Origin of the sequence: Robiginitalea aurantiaca (assembly GCF_030380815.1) — a bacterium.
Classification (GTDB): Bacteria; Bacteroidota; Bacteroidia; order Flavobacteriales; family Flavobacteriaceae; genus Robiginitalea; species Robiginitalea aurantiaca.
Genome location: NZ_JAUDUY010000015.1, coordinates 14,849 through 37,778 on the forward strand (window position 1 = coordinate 14,849; position 22,930 = coordinate 37,778).

General features: G+C 39.8%; 17 protein-coding genes. 8 read left to right on the forward strand and 9 right to left on the reverse strand.

Annotation, left to right across the window (positions count from 1 at the left end):
* Positions 1-6: 6 nt before the first annotated feature.
* The 6 genes from QU605_RS15085 to QU605_RS15110 form a co-directional block, all read right to left on the reverse strand.
* Complete coding sequence (locus tag QU605_RS15085) at positions 7-990, reverse strand: glycosyltransferase (RefSeq protein ID WP_289726165.1); 984 nt, start codon at positions 988-990, stop codon at positions 7-9.
* A complete protein-coding gene (locus QU605_RS15090) occupies positions 987-2,516 on the reverse strand; it encodes a hypothetical protein (protein WP_289726166.1) in 1,530 nt (509 codons plus the stop codon). Before QU605_RS15090 ends, QU605_RS15085 begins: the two co-directional genes overlap by 4 nt.
* A 207-nt stretch (positions 2,517-2,723) precedes the next feature.
* Entirely contained in the window at positions 2,724-4,769 is a 2,046-nt protein-coding gene (locus QU605_RS15095) for a right-handed parallel beta-helix repeat-containing protein (RefSeq protein WP_289726167.1), read from the reverse strand.
* Positions 4,770-5,320: 551 nt separating this feature from the next.
* Positions 5,321-6,673, reverse strand: coding sequence for a UDP-glucose dehydrogenase family protein (locus QU605_RS15100; RefSeq protein WP_289726168.1), 1,353 nt, complete (start codon positions 6,671-6,673; stop codon positions 5,321-5,323).
* A 136-nt stretch (positions 6,674-6,809) separates the two neighbouring features.
* On the reverse strand, positions 6,810-7,838 hold the full coding sequence (locus tag QU605_RS15105) for an NAD-dependent epimerase (RefSeq protein ID WP_289726169.1): 1,029 nt from the start codon (positions 7,836-7,838) through the stop codon (positions 6,810-6,812).
* Positions 7,839-7,997: 159 nt separating this feature from the next.
* On the reverse strand, positions 7,998-8,477 hold the full coding sequence (locus QU605_RS15110) for a hypothetical protein (protein ID WP_289726170.1): 480 nt from the start codon (positions 8,475-8,477) through the stop codon (positions 7,998-8,000).
* A gap of 432 nt (positions 8,478-8,909) precedes the next feature.
* On the opposite strand from QU605_RS15110, the gene QU605_RS15115 reads away from it, so the two are divergent.
* The 4 genes from QU605_RS15115 to QU605_RS15130 are packed head-to-tail and all read left to right on the forward strand — an operon-like array spanning position 8,910 to position 15,207.
* Complete coding sequence (locus QU605_RS15115) at positions 8,910-10,034, forward strand: DegT/DnrJ/EryC1/StrS family aminotransferase (protein ID WP_289726181.1); 1,125 nt, start codon at positions 8,910-8,912, stop codon at positions 10,032-10,034.
* Complete coding sequence (locus QU605_RS15120) at positions 10,031-11,950, forward strand: polysaccharide biosynthesis protein (protein WP_289726171.1); 1,920 nt, start codon at positions 10,031-10,033, stop codon at positions 11,948-11,950. The genes QU605_RS15115 and QU605_RS15120 overlap by 4 nt, the downstream gene beginning before the upstream one ends.
* A 51-nt stretch (positions 11,951-12,001) precedes the next feature.
* A complete protein-coding gene (locus QU605_RS15125) occupies positions 12,002-12,799 on the forward strand; it encodes a polysaccharide biosynthesis/export family protein (RefSeq protein ID WP_289726172.1) in 798 nt (265 codons plus the stop codon).
* Between the two features lie 23 nt (positions 12,800-12,822).
* The gene (locus QU605_RS15130) at positions 12,823-15,207 is read left to right on the forward strand and encodes a GumC family protein (protein ID WP_289726173.1); all 2,385 of its coding nucleotides are present in this window, start codon (positions 12,823-12,825) and stop codon (positions 15,205-15,207) included.
* Positions 15,208-15,269: 62 nt separating this feature from the next.
* On the opposite strand, the gene QU605_RS15135 is transcribed toward QU605_RS15130, so the two are convergent.
* Positions 15,270-16,010: a tyrosine-protein phosphatase gene (locus QU605_RS15135; protein ID WP_289726174.1), complete on the reverse strand. Its 741-nt coding sequence runs from the start codon at positions 16,008-16,010 to the stop codon at positions 15,270-15,272.
* A 132-nt stretch (positions 16,011-16,142) separates the two neighbouring features.
* Entirely contained in the window at positions 16,143-18,878 is a 2,736-nt protein-coding gene (gene ppdK / locus QU605_RS15140; protein ID WP_289726175.1) for a pyruvate, phosphate dikinase, read from the reverse strand.
* A gap of 207 nt (positions 18,879-19,085) precedes the next feature.
* Between ppdK and QU605_RS15145 the strand changes: the two genes are divergently transcribed.
* The 4 genes from QU605_RS15145 to QU605_RS15160 all read left to right on the forward strand — a co-directional run bounded on the left by QU605_RS15145 (position 19,086) and on the right by QU605_RS15160 (position 22,032).
* Positions 19,086-19,634 carry a hypothetical protein gene (locus tag QU605_RS15145; RefSeq protein WP_289726176.1) on the forward strand — a complete coding sequence of 183 codons (549 nt, stop codon included), beginning with the start codon at positions 19,086-19,088 and terminating at the stop codon, positions 19,632-19,634.
* Positions 19,635-19,693: 59 nt separating this feature from the next.
* The gene (gene msrB, locus QU605_RS15150; protein WP_289726177.1) at positions 19,694-20,155 is read left to right on the forward strand and encodes a peptide-methionine (R)-S-oxide reductase MsrB; all 462 of its coding nucleotides are present in this window, start codon (positions 19,694-19,696) and stop codon (positions 20,153-20,155) included.
* Positions 20,156-20,179: 24 nt separating this feature from the next.
* Entirely contained in the window at positions 20,180-20,674 is a 495-nt protein-coding gene (msrA, locus tag QU605_RS15155) for a peptide-methionine (S)-S-oxide reductase MsrA (protein ID WP_289726178.1), read from the forward strand.
* 203 nt (positions 20,675-20,877) lie between these two features.
* Complete coding sequence (locus QU605_RS15160) at positions 20,878-22,032, forward strand: hypothetical protein (protein ID WP_289726179.1); 1,155 nt, start codon at positions 20,878-20,880, stop codon at positions 22,030-22,032.
* A gap of 325 nt (positions 22,033-22,357) precedes the next feature.
* On the opposite strand, the gene QU605_RS15165 is transcribed toward QU605_RS15160, so the two are convergent.
* On the reverse strand, positions 22,358-22,930 hold a 573-nt coding region (locus QU605_RS15165; protein WP_289726180.1), incomplete at its 5' end, for a T9SS type A sorting domain-containing protein.

Consider the following 22,930-nt stretch of genomic DNA (forward strand, 5'->3'; position numbering starts at 1 on the left):
CAATGTTTATATTGACTGAACTTTTCCTTTCCGAATTATTTTCATATAACCAGTATAAACCAGTCCGAAGATCCTGGAAGGTAAATATTGGATTAATTCAATTCTTAAATCTCTATTATTGATTTTATAATTGTCTTCTAGTTCTGATTTTACAAGCGACCTAAGATTTCGCCATTTCATTGACCCCCTTTTTCTGGATAGTAGGGCGTATCTGCCTATAAGCCACTGTGAATACCATTTTTTTACAGCGTTTTTTGTGCGTTCGGATTTTGAGATTTTCAATAAGTTTGAATGGGCGCGAATTACTACTTCAATTCCTTCTAATTTCTTGTTATTGAATTTACTCCGAGTGACACTTTTATTTAAATCATTATAGATATAAAGTGATTCTGGAACCTGCCCGATACGATTAGATTTCTGTAAAATTTCTGACATATAAAGGGCGTCCTGATGTATTTTGCCATGAATAAACTCAGTGCTTTTTGCCAGATCTGATTTGATTAGTTTGTTCCAAACATTAAACACCCCATGGGGATGAAATTCCATTCGCTGTAGATATTTATCGATTGAAATAACTCTGGGGGTTTCATCAGTTATTATTTCTGAGAAACTTGATGATGCCGAAGTAAAGTTGCAAAATGCTATATCCAGCTTATTAGTGATAACGTGATTTAGCAATTTGAAGTACATACAATCAAGGATAAAGTCATCAGAATCGACGAAGCCAATAAAATCACCAGTGGCAAATTTTAATCCTGCGTTTCGAGCACTACTGGAGCCTTCATTTGATTTATGCAAAACAAAAACCCGATGGTCATTTTTGGCATAATTATCACAAATAGCCGCACTTCCGTCGGTTGACCCATCATTTATTAATATGATTTCCAAGTTTTTATATGTCTGTACTAATAGACTATCAATACAATTGGGAAGATATTTTTCAGAATTGTATACGGGTATGATAATACTAACCTTTGGATCTCTTATCATATTAACATTTTTTTCAGACGATGGAAAAAATCTCGGAAGCCTTTATTGAAGACATATAAAAATAAAGGTAGACAGGATAGAATAATTAAGTTCAGGAACAGTACAAATAAAGCGAAATTTAGGTAAGAGGACGTATCTAGAATTAAAAATTCGTTGACAATCAGATTAATTGCTACAAAAGACAGTAATAATGAAAAAATTAGGGTCAAAAATTTAGGCCAATAATGTTTTAAGACATTGATTTTAAAACCGTCTCTGAAAAGAAAAAATGGTTTCCAAATCATGACTATAATAAACATACTTATACTCGTACCTAACATTATACCCGCAATGCCCATCCTCAATCCGAAAAATATGGAAACGAAAAGATTAATCAACATTTGCGTAATTGGTGCCCAGGTATCGTGATATAGTCCGTAGGCAGTAATATAGTTGTCTATCGGGATCCGAATAAGATTCATGCCTAGGTTGAAAATCATTAAGTAGACAATTAGATTATTCAGGATGTATTTTTCGCCTAACCACAAAGAAATAAAAGGGTCAATTAAATAAATTAGATTTAAAGTGATAAAACCACATATCAAAAAGCGTATGCCCATCATCTCCCAAAATACTTTGTGTATCTGAGCTTTATTATTTTCCGCCACTAAATTTCCAACTCCGGCTGCCATACCCGAAAAAAAATTGTTAGTCAAAACCTTTAATTGATTAGTAATCAAGAAGTAGTTTCCAAAAAATGCCACACTTTTCAGGTCAATAATCGCGTAAATCAATATTTGATCGGTACCCGAGGTCACAAAAGATGACAGCTTATGAACAAATACTTGTTTTATCTTTTTTATTTCATTGGTGTATTCTGTCAAAATATTCCCTTGATAGGAGGTTCTTGATTTTAGAAATGGATATGTTTTTTTTACTTTAAAATCAATCAAATAGCTCGTGATCACGGCAAAAAGCAGTTCCATTACCAACCAAAGAATCATGCTTTGAAGCCAGATAGCAATAAAGGCTTGAATTATCTGACGGCATATTATGGAGCCCTGGGAATATGCAGTTATAACATATCCTTTCTGATCTGCACTTAGAACCACAGAAGAATAATTGATAACATAGCCAAGGACGGCAGCAATGAGATACGAGAAAAACCCAGTATAAACGACAATTGATGGAATCTCCTCACCCTTAAAGAAAATGGGAAAAAATAAGGACAGAATTAATCCTAGAAAGAGTAAGACAAGGGCCAATCTCCGGTATAAATATCCAATTAGGGACACCAAACGGCTAATTTCCGCAGAATTCTTCTCAAAAAGTGGTTTATAAAGTGTGAAGCCAATCGCCACCCCTATGCCTAACTCAGCAAGGTTCAGAAACCCTAGGATGCTCTTTAAAGTACTTGTAAGGCCAATGAAGTCATCGCCTAAATATTCCAAGAATATTCGACGCGTAATGAATGAAATTACAGTAGATATAAAATAAAAGATTACACCTACTTTGGCGTTTAATAAGGTTTTCCTAACACGCGACATATCCCTTGAAATCTAGTAATACGGTACAAAAATGAGAATTATTAATTATAAGAATTAATTTTTAGGGTAAGTTTCCATTGATAGGTGATGAAACGTAAAAGCCAGACATAACGCCTGGCTTTTACATTCTTCCTTATCAATTCGTCTAACAGTAGGTAGGCAAAACCAATTTTAAATTTTGCCATGAGATAATTAAATTCAAATAACCTAATCGACAGGGTTCGGGAAATTGCAGTTGTTGAATGTAACGTTTTGGTAGGTTTCTTTGATTTCATAGCTTCTCCATCCTCTTTGTGAGTTGGGATAGTAAGTTTTATATCCTTCTGTAATATTTTTAATCGAGACGTCTTCAATATGTATTTCACCAGGCCTGTTGGTGCAAAATAAGTGTGGTGCCCCGTCAATAGTACCTCCGATTATGTAATTTTTTCCTCCACTGGTTCCGTTGGAATTTAATCTGTGGTAACTTATCGCTGCCTGACCCGTACCATTCTTAACGTTTGTTAGTGTCAAATTTTTAAAATAATTATCACTTCCTGAAGGCCCGTCACCATTTCCTACACACTCAAATCCTTCTCCTAAAAACATGATGCCGTTACCATTACTTATATCGATGTTTTCCAGAACATTTCGATTGGCATCACCAAAAATCTGAATTCCTGAATCATCGGCCTCTCCATTACCTTTTAAAGTAATATCTTTTAGTTGATTGTCATCACTGCCATAGTAAATTTGTAACCTTAAATTTTCCGCGTCTAGCCCGTTTACCTCATTAAAATCTGAGTCACATTTTACCGCCAGGGCTCTTCCCTTATGTGAGGTTCCTACCGAACCTTTAGCTCTATAACTTCGAATCTTATCCAACTTGTTGTGACTACTGTTATACAATGTAATATTGTAATCCGTCGCATTTCCTATTGAAGCACTCCAAACCTCGGAATCAGACATTATACCATAATCTGATCCAATGATATCGATGCCTACATGCCCTGCATCGATTACCAGGCAGTTCTCAATTAAAAAATTATCTGATTGAGATAATCTCAAGCCATAGCCAACCCTATTATCACAATCAGACCTGTCGCCAAGATTCCAACAATTACTATTTGGGTTCCAATTCCCTAACCTTGCAGTTATAACATTCTTTAGTGCGACATTTGATGCTCCCTGCACAAAGATTCCGTCATAATAATCCTGAATCATAAAATTTTCTATGATAATGTTTGAATGACGAATATAAAATCCCTTGTGGTCTATAGGTGGATTATTACTTGGAGCTGTGTTGTCGAGCAATGGCATTATGTTAGCAGGAAGGTTCTTTCCATTGGACTCCCATTGCTCTTTCGAATAACTTGGACCTTGTGTTTCGTATATATCTCCGGGCACGTTTTTATATCCAATAAAAGAAATAGGGTTTTGTGTTGTCCCGGCTCGCGTAGTTGTAAGTTTGACCGCACCGTAGTTGCCAGCCTTCACGTATACTATATCTCCCGGTTGCGCACTTTTCAATGCATGCTCTATGTCCCAAGCGGTGCTTTCCGTAAGCCCATCGTTACTTGAGCGCCCATTAACCGTAACAAAAAAGCCCGGTTCAACCTCTCGTGCAGCTTCACTATCAGAATCATTTTGGTATGATGAACATCCATAAGCATCAACGGATTCGCCTGCGAGTGTTCCCGGACATTGATCTAGGCTATCGTTGACACCGTCACTATCCGTATCATACTGACTTGCGGAACAGCCAAAATTGTTTACCGTAGCACCGGCTGGAGTATAAGGGCAATCATCCTGATCGTTTGGCACACCGTCATTATCCGTATCGGCCGGACCACTTTGATCTTCTTCAGTTTCTTTGTTTTTTTGACGATCCGAACATCCACTTGCATCTGCTGACTCGTTAGATGGTGTTCCGGGGCACTGATCTATGCTATCAACAACACCATCTTCATCTGTGTCATACTGGCTGGCAGCGCAACCTTGAGCATTCACTTTGGCACCGATGGGTGTGAAAGGACAATCGTCCTGATCATTCGCCACACCATCTTGGTCATCATCTGCAGTCTTATTCGCATTTGGATTTGGGCCGTTACCACCCCTTTCCAAATAAACTATTTCAATGGCTTCGTCATTATAAACCACAGCATCTAACAAGAGATCAGAATCTTTTTGGCAAGAGGTTGCCGTGGATAGGAATAACAATGAAAATAGCGTTGCAAACAGAACGGAAATGGTTTTATAAACAATATTCGACATAGAAGTAAGTAGATTAATCTGGGGCTGTAAACTTAACGTGAGAATAATTATTATCGTTTAATTGTAAAATTTTTTCGATGAAATACATAATCTCACAATTAGGGCTATGTACGCAACACCTGCTGAAATGGTTTTTTGTAATTGGGGTTTTTCGACCAAATACAATTTTCTTTAACATTTTATTGTGAGAGCCCTTGCATCCTCATTTTTTTTGGACAGCGTGTGCGATTGCTGATTTCCAGTTTTTTGAGATAGTTAAATTGGTCTTAGCGCGTCACCTTATTGATAACAACTAGTGAGAAAGAAATATTGGTAGAAAGGAAGATGTTTTATGGAAAAAGAAGAAAATAGAGCTCTTGGAAAGAAAAGGGTAGAGATAAGATTCTATAAAATCTCATTTTGAATTCAAAGTATGGTTCTCCCTCAATACAAGAAATGTACAATTCAATTCATAATCCACATTGAAAAGTATATTGTGCATTGAATAAGAATAATGCCCGGACGAATAAATGTCCGGGCAGGCTGGGAGGGTGACAAAGCAACAATTTGGTTTAGGAAACTATAGACGCTAATTTTTCTTTTTTCCCGATTTGATAATATTCAAATCCCATTTCCTTTAACATTATATCATTGTATTGATTTCGACCATCAAAGATAACAGGTTGCTTTAATTGCTGCTTAAGTTCTTCAAAATCGGGAGATCTGAATTCTTTCCATTCGGTTAAGAGGATCATAGCATCGGAATCTGCTAAAGTTTCATACTTTGAGTTGAAATATGTTATCCCAGGGACATCCTTTAGATAAAATTGTTGGGCCTCCCTAATAGCCTTTGGGTCATACGCCTTTATACAAGCTCCCCTACGAACCAGTTCTTTAATAATGTAAATAGAAGGTGCTTCACGCATATCATCCGTTTGCGGTTTGAAAGCCAAGCCCCAAACTGAAAAAGTTCTTCCCTCTAGATTATCACCGAATCTGGAAATCACTTTGTTAGCAATCACTAGTTTTTGACGATCATTTACACTTTCAACCGCTCCGATTAACTCTGCATTATAATTATGTTCTGAAGCTGTCCGAATTAGCGCCTTTACATCTTTAGGAAAACAAGAGCCGCCATATCCACTGCCAGGGTAAATAAAACTGTATCCAATTCTGTGGTCAGAGCCAATGCCAATTCTTACTTTGTTAACATCTGCACCAACCAATTCACAAATGTTTGCAACTTCATTCATAAAAGAAATTTTGGTGGCAAGCATTGAGTTTGCAACATATTTAGTCATTTCCGCTGATCGCACGTCCATTGTTATCAAACGATCCATACTACTTCTGAAAAACGGAGCATACAGTGCTCTCATTTTAGCAGTTGCCTTTTCATTATCTGACCCAACGACAACCCGGTCGGGTTTCATAAAATCGTTTATCGCATCTCCTTCCTTAAGAAATTCAGGATTAGAAACTACGGAAAATGGAATGTTCTGATCTCTGGCATCCAGTTCTTCCAGAATAACAGATCTAACTTTGTCAGCTGTGCCTACAGGTACGGTGGATTTGTTGACCACAATAAGTGGCCTAACCATATATTTCCCTATGGATCTCGCTACCTGAAGGACGTATTGCAGATCGGCCGAACCATCTTCACCCATAGGTGTTCCAACAGCTATAAATGCCACATCGCATTTATTCAGGCTTTCTTCAAGACTTGTAGTGAAATAGAGGGTTTCATTTTCGATATTGCGCAGTACCATGGCCTTAAGACCCGGTTCATAGATTGGGATAACCCCCTTTTTAAGATTTTCAATCTTCTCATTGATTACATCAACACATGTGACTCTGTTGCCCATTTCGGCAAAACAAGTGCCACTTACTAGGCCAACGTATCCAGTTCCGATAACAGACAAATTCATAAGGAAAGACTTTGGGTTTATTTGGCAAAAATGAAGAAAGAATAAATCAGATTAAAATATGTTGTTTGAACAGCAAATAAATAAGTTATAACGCATAAAAATTTTATGGAAGAAGCATCCAAGGCTAAAATTTAAATTAATCTGAATTCATATAGGATTGATACCAATCCACAAATGCCTTAATCCCCTCTTTTAGGGAAGTTTGAGGCCTATAGTCATAGTCATTAATAAGGTCATCAACATTTGCCCATGTCTTTTCTACATCTCCTGCTTGCATAGGCGATAATATTTTGTTTGCAGTCTTGCCCAGGGTTTTTTCAATAGTATGGATGAAATCTGTCAATTTTACAGACTGATTATTTCCAATGTTATAAACTTTGTAAAGGTTCTCTTTTTCCAACCTTTTGTCCAAAGGTTTTTCTATGATCCGAACAATTCCTTCTACAATGTCATCAATGAATGTAAAATCCCGTTCGAGATTTCCCTGATTAAAAACCTTTATACTCTTTCCTCTGAGTATGGCATTTGTAAACAGGAAATATGCCATGTCCGGTCGACCCCAAGGTCCGTACACTGTAAAAAAACGCAGTCCAGTAGTCGGAAACCCATACAAATGACTATAGGTGTGTGCCATAAGTTCGTTTGATATTTTCGTAGCAGCATAAAGACTTACGGGGCGATCCACACGCTCAGAAGTCTCAAAGGGCACATTTTTACTATTTCCATAAACACTAGAACTGCTGGCATAAACGAGGTGTTTAACCCTGTTATGTCTGCAGTTCTCAAGTATGTTTAAAAACCCTACAATATTGCTGCTAATGTAGGCGTCAGGATTTTCCAGACTATAACGGACTCCTGCTTGAGCAGCCAGGTGACAAACAACATCAAAAGACTCCTTTTTGAATAATTCATCAAGAGTTTTGCGATCCTCAAGATGTATACGAATAAAACTGAAGTCTTTAAGAGATTCACTTTCTTTTTTCTGATTGAAATCGGTAGCATCTTCTTTTGAAATCCCCAATTCTTTCAGGCGTGCAAATTTTAGATTTACATCGTAGTAATCGTTGATGTTATCAAGGCCTACCACTTCATGTCCTCTTTTATTTAGCGATTTGCAAACATGAAAACCAATAAATCCGGAAGATCCAGTAACGAGAATTTTCATTGGGTATAAATTGAAAAGAGTCTTTAAGAAATCACTTAAATAAAGTACTTCTAACGTGCTAAGTTAATCTGTTCTAAAATTTATAAGTGCCCGATATGAAATAAAATAAAAAAACCCTGAATTCTTATTCAGGGTTTTTAAAATATGGTGACATTCTAGTTAGAAGGCGTTTGAGCCAATGTTTGTCTGAGCAATGATTGTCCCGTCCGATGGACTTTCATAAATATTCAAATGTCCATCAAATCCCATAAGTTCAACAAACGTAATTGCAGCTCCATTATCTAATTGTGTTACCAACGTTTCGCTGATAGCACATTCGCACTCTGTCAGGGTGACGGCTATAGTTCCTCCACCATCTTTATTTCCAAAATTTAAAGTTGCCGGATGAATACCCTGTGAGGCGTTTTCCAATTGGATGTAGATCGTGGTAGAACCATCTTCATTAGGAATAAAGGCAGCTGTGCCAGTTACTCCGGAAGCTCCGAAACTTTCGAGTTGGTAATCTACGCGCTCTACTGCAGTTGGAATTTCAGAGTCGGGGTCTGATGTGTTTGGATTATTTACATCAATGGTTTCGGTTTCACTGCACCCAATAAGTATCAGTAGCACAAAGATCGAGGGAAATAGAACTTTTTTCATTTTTTGGATTAATTAAGTTTAGGTCAATTGACTTACAAAAACAAACCTAAATTTTATTGGCCGCAAAATTATGTATTTTTCTATGAAGTGTACAATTATTCGTCCATTGGACTTATTCAAAATTTCATAATAGACAGAGATTATCTCTAATGATAACAGTTAAAGGTTACACATAAACAAAAGAATTAACTGTTACTAAAAGGATGAAAAGGACTACAAAAATCAATTAATCCGAGATTTAGTTAAGTTTGGCGAAAACTCTGGTTTTCGTTGCAGAACAGTCAATTATAAGCTTAAATTTGAAATGTGTAAAGAAGTTTCTTTATATACATTGCCTTGCTGAAAAGGGGCTTTCATTCTTAGATTAACCTTTTTAATTAGGCACTCTGAAGAATCTATGTTATCAAAACTTAACCTAAGCGATTGAAAACAATAATACAGGATAAAATTTGGCTTTCTTCTCCCCATATGGGAGGAGCTGAACAGAAATATGTTCAGGAGGCTTTTGATACCAATTGGATAGCACCCCTTGGGCCAAATGTTAAGGGCTTTGAGGAAGCTATTGAAACCTATATAGGACAAGGTACTCATGCAGCGTGTCTGAGTTCAGGTACTGGGGCGATCCACATTGGCTTAGAGCTTTTGGGTGTTGGATATGGAGATGAAGTGATCTGCCAGAGCCTAACTTTTTCCGCTTCAGCGAATCCAATTACTTATCTTGGTGCAACCCCTGTTTTTGTAGACAGCGAAAGGGAGACCTGGAATTTATGTCCGGATTTGCTGGAAAAAGCAATTGCCGACCGGATTCAAAAAGGAAGGAAACCTAAGGCCATCATTGCAGTTCACTTATATGGTATGCCTTATAAATGTGATGAAATTCAAGAAATTGCTCTGAAATATGACATCCCTGTTTTAGAAGATAGTGCGGAAGCCCTGGGAAGCAGGTATAGGGATAGAAAATGTGGTTCACTTGGAGATCTGAGTATTTTATCATTCAATGGAAATAAGATCATTACAACTTCCGGAGGTGGAGCCCTTTTAACAATGGATGAGAAAGTGAAAGCAAAGGCTATTTTCTTATCTACCCAAGCTCGTGATAATGCTCCTCATTATCAGCATTCTCACATCGGTTACAATTATAGAATGAGTAACGTTCTCGCGGGAATTGGCAGGGGACAGATGGAGGTTTTATCCGAAAGAGTTACCGCAAGAAGAAAGAATTACAGCATATATAAAGATGCTTTGTCAGAAATTTCCGAAATTACCTTTTTGGAAGAACCTGATTATGCGTATAGTAATCGGTGGCTGACGACCATTTTGACAGACAGTTTTGAAACAAGGGAAAAAATTCGACTGTTCCTGGAAGAAGCGAATATAGAGTCAAGACCTCTTTGGAAACCCATGCATTTGCAGCCGGTATTCAATTCCTGCCCTTCCTATATTAACGGGGTTTCTGAGGAAATGTTTGAAAAAGGACTCTGCCTGCCCAGTGGTTCAAATTTGCTTAAAAGCGATTTGGATCGAGTTATTGAAAACATTATGAATACTTTATCATGATTCAAAATTACCTAACCAACAACGCCTCACGATTTGCGAGTAAGTGGCTGGTGCTCTTCATAGACCTGTTCACAATAGGCATTTCATTTGTGCTTTCATATTTAATCAGGTTTAACCTCACCCTGGGTTTTGATGTTTCCAAATTACCGATCCAACTTGCTTACGTTCTGGGTATTGCTCTTATCGCCTTTTTGATAACGGGTTCTTATAAAGGGATAGTTCGGCATACGGGCATACGTGACATTTACAATATTTTTAATGCCGTCTGTCTTTTTAGCGTCATCACAATCCTGATTGTAATCGTCAATCGGAGATTTGACTTTTATCCTGAGTATACCATACCCTTGGGCATTATAATAATCAATAGTTTGCTGGCTTTTATAGGTTTAACAGCTTCCAGATTTGTTTTTAAATATCTTTATAATAGTCTTGTGAACAATAACCTGCCTTTTCAGAAAAATGTTTTGATTTACGGCGCTGGCGAATCGGGTATTCTTACTTATAATACCATATCGAACCATTCAAGAAGTAATGCGCACGTACTTGGTTTTATTGATGAAGACAATAATAAAATAGGTAAATTAATCAATGGTGTTCCTGTTTATGCTCCTTCAAAACTCAATGATCAATTTCTCAGGAGTAAAAAGATTGCCGAGATCATTTTCGCAGTGCATAACATCGATCAGAAAAAGTTAAGACGTCTGGTTGAAAGTCTGGTTGAATCCCCAGTAAAGGTAAAAATAGTCCCTCCAGTTGAGGACTGGATTAACGGTGAACTTAAGGCATCACAGATAAAGCAGGTTCAAATTGAAGACCTTTTAAATAGGGCTCCGATTTCATTCACGAATAAGCGAATACAAACCGAATTCCGGAATAAAAATATCTTGGTTACCGGAGGAGCAGGTTCTATCGGTAGTGAAATTGTGCGTCAGATTTGCAGGTATAAATACAAATCCCTGATAATATTGGATCAGGCTGAATCAGCACTATATGATTTACAGCAGGAACTAAAACAGAGCGGGCACGTAAATTTTGTCCCAGTTGTTGGAGATGTTAGGGATAAAAATAAATGCAACATCTTATTCCAGGAGTTTAAACCTGATATTATATTTCATGCGGCAGCTTACAAGCATGTTCCCTTGATGGAATATAATCCATATGAGGCAATTAAAATAAATGTGGCGGGAACCAAGGTGATAGCTGACCTATCAGAACAACACAATGTAGAAAAATTCGTGCTTATATCCACGGATAAAGCGGTCAATCCTACAAATGTTATGGGGGCTACAAAACGGATTGCAGAAATGTATATCAGCTGTTTGAGTCAAAATAGTAAAACCCGGTTCATTACTACCCGATTTGGGAACGTTCTGGGCTCAAATGGATCTGTAATCCCGTTATTCAAAAAGCAGATTGAAAATGGTGGACCCCTGACTTTGACACACAAGGACATTACCCGATTTTTTATGACCATACCAGAGGCATCTCAGTTGGTTATGGAAGCAGGAGCTATGGGGGAGGGTGGGGAGATTTTTATTTTTGATATGGGAGAATCCGTCCGGATTTTTGACCTTGCAAAGAATATGATTCGTCTTTCAGGACTTCGTTACCCTGAAGATATTGACATCAAAATTACGGGTCTGCGGCCAGGAGAGAAATTATATGAGGAATTGTTGGCCAATGGTGAGAATACATTACCCACTTATCATAAGAAAATAATGATTAGTAAGGTCAGAGACATTGATTTATTGTGGGTCCGATCAAAAGTTGAACAACTCTGTGTTTCCAACATGTTTTTTGATGCAGATATTGTAAAACTTATGAAAGAAATTGTTCCAGAGTTTGTCTCGAATAATTCAGAGAATTCTAACTTCGACAAGAAAAGTATTTCCGGAAAATCAGCTATTAAGGTTTAGAATGGTAGTTTTAACATAATGTCAGCAATTAAAAAAAAATACTCCATAACCATGAAAAGTAATTCAAAAAACATAAAATTTCATTTTCTTTCTTGTTGTATACTGATCTTGTTAGCATCTTGCGCCTCTCGAAAGGATGTTGTCTATCTGCAGGATACCGGCGATTTTGAAACCATTGTGGCTGATAATGTTCCTGAGACTAAATTTAAAGTAGACGACCTCGTTTCTATACATATATCATCTTTAAACCCTGAGGCAAGTGCTCCTTTTAATTTATATCGGGGTGGTTCTGGAGGAGGTCAGAACGGAGCTATAGGAACTCCTACTGACCCCGTTGATTACTTGGTAGACCAGAACGGAATGATAGATTTTCCAGTCCTCGGGAAACTCAAAATATCTGGTTTATCACCAGATGAATTAAGGACATTATTGCGAAATAAATTAGCGGACTTCCTTAAAGATCCAATAATCAATATTCAGATTCGAAATTTCACCATTACGGTTTTAGGTGCCGTAGCTAGTCCTGGTAGCTATCCGGTATTGGGTGAGCAAATCACTATTTTGGAGGCTTTGGGTCTGGCTGGAGATATGACACCAAGAGGTAAAAGGGATAATGTTCTTGTTATACGCAATTTTGAAGGGGCAAAGGTTTATACACGTTTAGATTTGACATCCAAAGAGGTATTAAAATCTCCTGCATACTATATTACCCAAAACGACATTATTTACGTTGAACCCAATAAAACTGGTATTCGTGAAACTTCCATTGGGAGTAATACTGCGTTAACGGTTTCAATTATTTCACTTCTAATTACGACCACTGCCATTATACTTACCAGGACTAATTAATATTACTAAATAAATTTATAGAATTGAATTCTTCAAATATTTCAGATAATAGTTTGGGTCTGACTGATCTAATTAGGCCTTATTTAAAGCATTGGAGATGGTTTATTCTGTCTTCCATCGTTTCCATTGTTTTTGGTTTGTTATTTATTAGATATGCGACCCCGGAGTTTCAAGTAGAGTCTAAAATTCAAATTCTGGCAGATCAAAATTCGGGTTCAGAATTAACCGCTTTCCGTGATCTTGAGGTATTAAACACTCAGCCAAACGCTGTAGTGGATGATGAAATACAAATCCTGACATCTCGAACAAATTTTGAGCAAGTAGTCCAAAACTTAGGAATAAATGTTATCATTTTTTCAAAAGGTCGCCTGCATGATGTGGAATTATATAAGAATCCACCAATAAATGTCAGTGCACTGGCTCCGGATTCTGTCCTATATAATTTGAACGGGAAATTTTTGGTGGAAGTTCTATCCCCAACTACTTTCGCTTTCATTGATGATGAGTTAGGAGTGTCATCTAGGCCTATTAGCTTTGGCAGTTCTTTTACGAATAAATTGGGAGAGTTTGTTCTAACTCCAAATAGCCAGGATTTTGATGAAATGACAGGACGTGAATTTGAGGTGGTGATTAAGCCAATTGATGTTATAGCTCAATCATACAAAGATAAGGTTGGAGTTATAATAACGGGTGAAAAGTCCAATGTATTGACACTTACTTTGAACGATCCCGTACCTGAAAAGGCTGCGGATATTTTGAATGAGCTCACAGCTATCTTCAATGCAAACGAGATCGCTTCTAAGAAAGCAATTGCGGACCGCACAGAGAAGTTTATCAATGAACGGATTGAAGAAATTGAAGGGAATTTAACTAATGTTGATCGATCAGCGGAGGAATTAAAGTCATCTCAGGGAATATTGGACGTGGAATCCCAGTCCAGTATGAATTTAAATTTGAGTGCTTCACGTCGGCAGGAGCTCCAGGACGCTCGGGTACAATTAAACATTGCGAACCAATTGAAAGCTTTGATAGACAATCAGTTTGGCTATGACATCCTTCCCGCCAATTTAACTGCTGACGCATCGATATCAAGTTATCTGACTCAGTACAACCAGCTGGTTAACCGAAGAAATGGATTACTCCGATCATCTAATGAACAAAACCCTATTGTCGTTAATCTCGATCAGGAGTTGAGCGGATTAAAACAGACGTTGCGAACCAGTCTGGAAAGTCTGATTAATAATCTTTCGCTTCAAATCAATAACATTAGCGGGCAATTATCACGAATTAATTCTCAGATTTATTCCGCACCTGGGGATCAACGCGCAGTACGCGATATAGAAAGAAAGCAGGAAACCATAGAGCAACTATTCCTCTATATGCTTGAGAAACGCGAAGAATCAAAAATCACTTATGCCTCTGCAGCCCCAAAATCCAATATTATTGACAGGGCATATTTGACGAGTATATATCCGGTTTCCCCTAAAAAACCGATTATCCTTTTGGCCTCCCTTATTTTAGGATTACTAATCCCCTTTTCGATTATCTTTATTTCACAACTCTTAGATAACAAAGTTCATAATAAGCTCGAACTGGAAGAAATAATTGATGAAATCCCCGTTCTTGCTGAATTGCCAAAATTAGGAAGCAAAGAAAAAATACTTGTAAGTACTGGGGATAGGTCCGTATTGGCAGAATCCATGCGAATTTTAAGGGCCAATTTGGATTTCACTTTGAAATCTAAAAAGAAGACTCCCGGGGGTAACCTAATTTTCGTTACATCAAGTGTGCCAGGAGAGGGGAAGACGTTCGTCGCATCGAATCTGGCGATGATTTATGCGAAAGCCAATAAAAAGGTTTTGCTTATTGGTGGGGATATCAGAAATCCAAAAATAGACCAGTTTTATTCTGGTAAAAACGTGGATAAGCTAAAAAGGGTATCCGGTAATAAGGACAATAAAGGTCTGACGGATTACTTAATTGATGATGCTCTGATGGCCAAGGATATTACCAATACGATGCTGGTTACAGATCAAACCGTGGATATAATCCATAGTGGCAAACTGACGCCAAATCCTGCGGAACTGCTGATGAATGATCGGCTTGAAAATTTGGTAAATGAAATTAAGAACAATTACGATTATATTATTGTAGATACGGCCCCTATGGTTGTAGTGTCAGATACCATGCTGATGACTAAATTCGCGGATTTGGTGCTCTATGTTACCCGGGCAGATGTGACCAACAAAAAAGTACTTGCGTTCCCGGTTAAAATGAATGAGGATGGTAAATTGGAGAATTTAGCCTTTATCGTAAATGGTGTTAAAGAGAGCAATCTGGGCTATGGAGGTAAATATGGCTATGGGTACGGGCAGTCCACAAAGAAATGGTGGAAATTTGCCACTTAGATAAGCAGTCAGCCAATTGGCATAGAACTATAAAAGCCTTCTAGACCAAATGCCAGTAGGCATTAGTAAAAAGTACTAATTGTATTTTGAATTAAAGGAAGGAGGCGATCGGCCTCCTTTTCTTTTAACTGCAATTGCTTAATAGCACTCAGGTGTCCGAGTGAATGGGTATCCGTCCCTATAAAATCGATCATACCCTGTTCCATCAGCTGATGTGCTTTTTTCTGGACATCCTTTCCATAGTATGGGCCCAGGGATAGCATATTGACTTGAAAAAGAATGCCCTTTTGCCTGTACTCTTTATATTTTGCAGGGGTTTGGTGCAAGTATAGGTAGCGTTCCGGATGGGCGAGTATAGGCGTCAAACCCTTCTTGGTAATCTGAATAATGGCCTCATCGAATCCCAAAGATGGTTGTAAATAAGACATTTCTACAAGGATGTAACCTCCTTTAAGGGGCATTATGCCATCTTGATTGAGCAAATCTTCGAATGTGTCATCGATCATATGCTCTGCCGCAGGGAGAATGGAAACATCTGTCTGACGATGTTCTAACAGCGCTTCCATGAGTTCCTGATGGGCCGCGCGAATCGTCTGAGGCGTATTCGCATATAATCCGGGAAGTATATGGGGCGTTGCGATAAAATGTCGAATGCCAAACTCCTCAAAAGCCTTGATGAGCGCCATTGATTCCTCAACCGTCTTAGCTCCGTCATCAATTCCCGGGAGGATATGGTTGTGGATGTCCACAAAACCTTCAAGATAATCAGTGAGAAACTTTTTTTTGTGAAACCAATGAACCATCCGCAGTTTTTTACATACAAAAATAGGGATTCTAAATAAGCAGAGCCCCCTTATATAAGGAATCCCGGGGAATCTTTATTTCCCCGGGTTTCCTTTTAAACATAAGAACGAAAATTAAATGTTTACCTAAATTTATTTTGAAGATTCTCGGATTGCGGCCTGAGCTGCTGCGACCCTTGCAATGGGCACTCGGAATGGCGAACAACTCACATAATTCATCCCTACACTATGACAGAATTCCACTGAACTGGGTTCACCACCGTGCTCCCCGCAAATACCCACTTTGAGGCCGGGATGTGCTTTACGTCCGCGTTTTGTGCCCATGATGACCAGTTGTCCAACGCCTTCCTGATCCAATACTTCGAATGGATCGTCCTTAAGAATACCCTTTTCAAGGTACACTGAAAGAAACTTTCCGGCATCATCTCTGGAGTATCCAAAAGTCATCTGGGTCAGATCATTGGTACCAAAGGAGAAGAAATCTGCATGTTCTGCAATTTTATCGGCCACCAATACGGCCCTCGGAATCTCCATCATGGTTCCAATAGAGTAGGGGACGCGCTCCTTCCGCTTGGTAAAAATCTCTTCTGCCGTCTGTTCAATAATAGATTTTTGGAGCAGAAATTCCTCTAGGGTGCCCACCAACGGAATCATGATTTCGGGTTGGGAATCGATACCCTTTGCTTTTTTAATATTCAGTGCAGCCTCAATGATCGCCCTTGTCTGCATTTCCGTAATTTCGGGATAGGTGTTGCCGAGACGACATCCTCTGTGTCCCATCATAGGGTTGAACTCTTCGAGTTCGGCTACTTTCTGTTTGACGTTTGCAAGCGAAATATGCAGATCTTCCGCGAGTTCTTTTTGTGTTGCCAACTGGTGGGGCACAAATTCGTGCAGTGGTGGATCCAGCAGCCGTATCGTGACTGGAAACCCCTCCATGGCCTCAAAAATGCCTTCAAAATCCTCCCGTTGCATCGGAAGCAATTCGCGTAAAGCTTGTTTTCGTCCCTTAACGGTATCTGCGAGAATCATTTCCCGCATTGCTTTGATCCGATCTACTTCAAAAAACATATGCTCTGTCCTCGTAAGGCCAATACCTTTGGCGCCAAAGCCACGAGCGATCCTGGCATCCTTGGGGTTATCTGCATTGGTACGGACTTCCATTTTTGCGTATTTGTCCGTAAGGTCCATCAGTTGAGCGAATTCCCCACTGAGTTCAGGTTCCCTGGTAGCAACCTTTCCCTCAAGGATGTTCCCCGTAGAACCGTTGATCGAAATCCAGTCTCCTTCCTGATAGACGTGGTCGCCTACCTTTAATGTCCTTGATTTATAATTTATTTTCAAAGCTCCGGCTCCCGAAACACAACATTTACCCATTCCCCTGGCTACAACAGCGGCATGGGATGTCATCCCTCCACGGGCCGTCACAATACCACGGGCGATGTTCATGCCTTCCAGGTCTTCGGGAGAGGTTTCTATACGGACCAGTATGGAGTATTTGAATTTGTCTGCTTCATCGGCAAAGAACACAATCTTACCGGTGGCAGCCCCAGGAGAGGCCGGAAGACCCTGGGCGATTACATTGGCTTTTTTCAAGGCTTCGGGGTCAAAGACCGGATGAAGCAATTCATCCAACTTAATGGGTTCGATTCGCTGAATGGTTTCTTTATCATCAATCAGGCCTTCTGAGCGCAAATCCATGGCGATTTTAACCATAGCCGCTCCTGTCCGTTTCCCATTCCGGGTTTGCAAAATCCAGAGTTTCCCCTGCTGAATGGTAAATTCCATATCCTGCATATCCCGGTAGTGATCCTCAAGAATCCGCTGATATCCGAACAATTCCTTATACATCTCCGGCATGATCTCTTCCAGGGACGGATAGTTTTCCGCCTGTTCCTCAGCTGATATCTGTGCCAGTTCTGCCCAGCGCATTGCACCGGACTTTGTTATTTGCTGAGGGGTCCGAACGCCTGCAACTACATCTTCACCCTGGGCATTAATAAGGTATTCTCCGTTAAAAATATTTTCACCGGTCCCTGCATCACGGGTAAAACAAACACCGGTTGCCGAGTCTTCACCCATATTGCCAAATACCATGGCCTGGACGTTCACAGCCGTTCCCCAGTCCTCAGGGTATCCGTGCATTTTCCTGTAATAAAGCGCCCGATCTCCGTTCCAGCTCTGGAATACGGCCATAATCGCTCCCCACAACTGATCCCAGGGATCGTTTGGAAACGGCTTCCCCGTTCTTTTTTTAACGATGTCCTTAAAATCATAAACAAGATCCTGTAAATCCTGGACGGTAAATTGGGTATCCAGATCGATATTTCGTTTTTCCTTAAGATGATCTATGATCTCTTCAAAAGGATCAAGATCTTCCTTGTTTTCTGGTTTTAACCCCAAGACTACACCACTGTACATCTGGATAAAACGACGGTACGAATCCCATACGAACCGCTCGTTCCCCGTCTTCTGAACCATACCGGCAATAGATTCCTCATTGAGGCCCAGATTCAGAACGGTGTCCATCATCCCGGGCATGGATACCCTTGCCCCTGAACGCACCGAAATCAACAAAGGATTATCATTATCCCCAAAACGGGTTCCCATAGTCTCTTCGATTTCGGCAATTGCCTCCCGTACCTGGGTATCTATTTTGGCTATTACGGCTTTTTCCCCCTCCAGGTTGTACTGTGTACAAACCTCTGTGGTAATAGTAAATCCCGGTGGCACCGGAATTCCGATTCGGCTCATTTCCGCGAGATTTGCGCCTTTGCCGCCGAGTAGATTTTTTAATTCCTTTCGCCCATCGGCTTTCTTATTTCCGAATTTATACACGCTAATGGCGCGTTCCTCAATAGTCTCCATAGACTTGTTTGTTAAATGGGTTTATTGTCTACGAAGGTAGTTGGATAACCTATGGCATTTTATGACAATTATCAGTACTGGAACCTGATTTACAGGGTTAATAACTGTCGTCATATACTTCTTCCTGGCTTGTCTTTCGGTAGTTGTATTCCGTTTGTAGAATTAGTCTCTAGTATCCATTATGGTACGGACTGAAGCATAATTCCAATGGGAATTTTCAGTATTTTAGCCTTCATGGATCCTGCAGAATATCTAGCCATAATACCCTTGCTGATTTACGGTATAGGGTTGACCGACCTTCTGAGTGAATGGAAACGAATGTTCGATAAGGATGATCGTAACCTGCTCTATATAATTTATACGATAATATTGACCGAAGTGGCTGTTTACAATGTCGTGATATATGTGGACCTCGTAAATACGTTCCCACACCAGACCTATGCCCAATATCTTGGATATTTATTGCCCCCGATTTTATTTATGATTGTCGTAAATGTCTTCACACCAAACCCTGGGAGTAAGACAGCCGAATATTTTAATGACAACATCAGTTTGATTTTTATTCTGATGGCAATATTCATTGCAAGCCATTACTTCTATAGTTTTGAAGAACCCAACAGGGTAATGCTTCAAAGAGGCGGGTTCATCTTGTTGTTCTTATTGACGGCATACTTCAAGAAAAAATGGATGATGTATCTGATCTCAGTACTTTGGTTGGTCGGTTTGGTTTTTAAGGGAGGGATGATGGTCGGCTAACAATTGTTAATTGTTTACAGATAAATTCATATTCCGGTACCTTTGTAAAAAGAGTTCTTATGATCACATGGAAAAATATAATCAGTTTCTGCAATAACGGAAATCCAGCACCCGATCGAAGGGTTGAAAAAACCGAGGCGGAATGGCGTGAGATCCTCACTTCGGAACAATTCCATATCACAAGAAAAAAAGGTACGGAAGCACCGCATTCCGGAGCACTATGTGGGATACATGAGGCTGGGAAATACAACTGCATTTGCTGCGATACACCTCTTTTTGATTCTACAATCAAGTTCGAATCCGGTACAGGCTGGCCGAGTTTCACGCAACCAATTGCAGAGAATGCCATTTCATACAAGAAGGACAGTTCCTTTGGGATGGTACGTGTTGAGGTACTGTGTAATACTTGCGACGCGCACCTGGGGCACGTTTTTCCTGATGGACCTGAGCCCAGCGGCTTGCGGTATTGTATAAACTCGGAATCCATGAAACTCGACACACGAGTGTCACATGAAGAATAAGTTCCTTAAAAATTTCGAATGGTTATGGGAAAGACAAAAAAGGCGTATTTAGCAGGGGGTTGTTTCTGGGGAATGGAAGACCTGTTCAGAGTCCGCCCGGGAATTCTGGATACGGAAGTTGGATATATGGGAGGGGAGAATGATCATCCCACCTATCGGAACCATCCGGGGCATGCCGAGGCTATTGAACTTACCTACGATCCTGAACAGACGTCATTTAGGGAATTACTCGATTATTTCTACAGGATTCACAATCCAACTACCCTTGATCAGCAGGGAAATGACAAGGGTTCGAGTTACCGGTCAGCAATTTTTTACCAAAATGAAGAAGAGAAGGTAGAAGCGGAAGCAATGATTCGCATTGTGGAAGACTCGAACAAATGGGAAGGCAAAGTGGTCACTACGCTTGAAGCTTATACTACATTCTGGCCGGCCGAACCTGAGCATCAGGATTATCTAGTGCGCATTCCCAATGGGTATACCTGTCATTTTGAGCGGTTTAAGGAGTCTTTTGTCTGAATGGGTTTTGGTTTTAAAGGACGTAAAAACGGGGAAATAATTCTTTTATCACTTATCCGCCCCGACCTCTTAAGTGAAAAGCATAGGATTGGAAATGAGTAAATTAGCCATATACTCCGTATTTCAGCAGCTTCACAACATATTTTTTGATCTGGGAGAAGAACACGCAATTTTTGTTATGATGCGTGGAATAGAATCCCCAAATGAGGTTTAAAAAATATTTACTTCTTCTTAGTATTTTGTCGATTACATGGGCTTATGGCCAGGAAGTCGGTGATTTCCGATCCAGCTCTTCAGGTAATTGGACTACAGTAGCCATTTGGGAAACGTATAACGGGACCTCTTGGGTGGCAGCTACGACCTACCCTGGACAAACAACGGGAACCAATGATGTCTTCATCATCGGAGGGTTCAGTGTTACCTTAACTTCCACAATTACTAATTCGATCAATTCTGTTATTATTGGTGATGGATCAGGGGGTACAGATAATTTCTATATCGATGCAAACTCGGGATTAAATACGCAATTGATCAATCTTACCTCAGGAGGTTATGCGGAATGGACCTCCAATGCGAGCTTTTATTTGCCTTCAGGGGCAGCATTTGTGATTGATGGCGGAACCCTGGCCACGGATAATCCCTGTAGTGCCGCAAAGCGACTGTATATTGGCACGACAATTTACTCAACTTGTAATGGAGGCGCTGGTTCCGATTTTAGTTTTACAGAACTACAGGATCAGGGAGGCTCACTTTCGGTTTCCCCTTCCTCCAATAGCCCTATCTGTGAGGGCAGCACATTAAATCTTTTTGCCAATCCTTCGGGTACTGGATCGTCCTCTGCCACCTTTAGCTGGTCTGGCACGGGTCCAGGGAGTTACAGTTTTAGTTCCTCGGATGAAGACCCGGTAATCAGTTCGCTTATAGCGGGATCCTACACCTATACAATTACGATAACAGATTCAAATGGCAACGCCAACAGCAGTAGTATTGATATACTAATTACCGCTCAAAGTATCAGTATAAATACACAGCCACAGGATCAGGCCATATTTGTTAATTCAAATGCCACCTTTACCACGTCAACTTCGAATGCGGACACTTATCAATGGCAGGTTAGCACGGATAGTGGTGTAAACTATACTGATGTTGCGGATGGCTTGGAATATGCTGGCTCCAATGGACTTTCCCTGACCGTTATATCACCGGGAGTGGATAAAAGTGGTTATCGCTACCGCGTTGTAGTTTTGAATTCTTCTTCACCTTGTCCGGGTGTAGTATCCGGAGAAGCCAACCTTTCAGTAAGGATCAGAACGGTTCTTTCTAACCGAAGGATTACGTATCGGGTGCAAAAGCAGTAGGTTCAAATAGGTTCTATGATGGAAATTATCATTAATAATTTGACTTTAGAACCATGGAATTTTTTACTTATTTATAAATATATTCCCATCTGAGAAGTTCATTGAAACATTTTATTGACACTTCAAGTTTTACATCTCATTTGCTCGGTGTTGTAGAATAATTTATATTCTTTTTGAGGTATATCGACTAGTTATCAGGTTTTTAAAGTGTATAAGATTCAGTGAATTGTACTGGTAACTATTGAAAACCATTCAAAGATTGAAAAAACAGGAAGAGGGTTAATTACTTTTCCCTCTTCCTGTGAATGTTTATCATAAAATAGATTTACTGACCTACAATTAATTTTTTGCTGATAATTTCTCCATCCTGTGTGACAATTCTAATCAAATAAACGCCTCTCACGTAGGTGCTAACATCTATTTCATATCTGCCGGAAGTCGACCTCGTTGATTGACCCTTAAGTCTTTTGACTAGTTTCCCACTGATGTCATGGATAAAGATGTCAGCAATCTCTACTTCCTGATCTGATACGCTAACCTGAGTACTCGAAACAGCCGGATTAGGAGATAAATTCAATGTAGTGGCAGGTTTAGAATCGCTATTAAAAGCAGGCATTTCCCTAGCAGCACTTATCCCACCTGGGGTGATTGAGAACTGTATACTAGTCGCTCCGATAATATTTCCTGCCCCGTATTCCCCGTCATAGGCTGTGGCAGTCAGGGTATAGGTGCCCTGTGGGAAAGGCACACCACTATAATCAATTCCAGGCAAGTCTCCAAACAACGAGTAAGGAGCCCTTCCCTCCAGTTGTGTGCGTGAGACAGGCCCTGAAAGGACCATACGGACACTTCCGATCACAGGCGGGTTCGTATTGGTTCTAATGCTCAAATCGATACC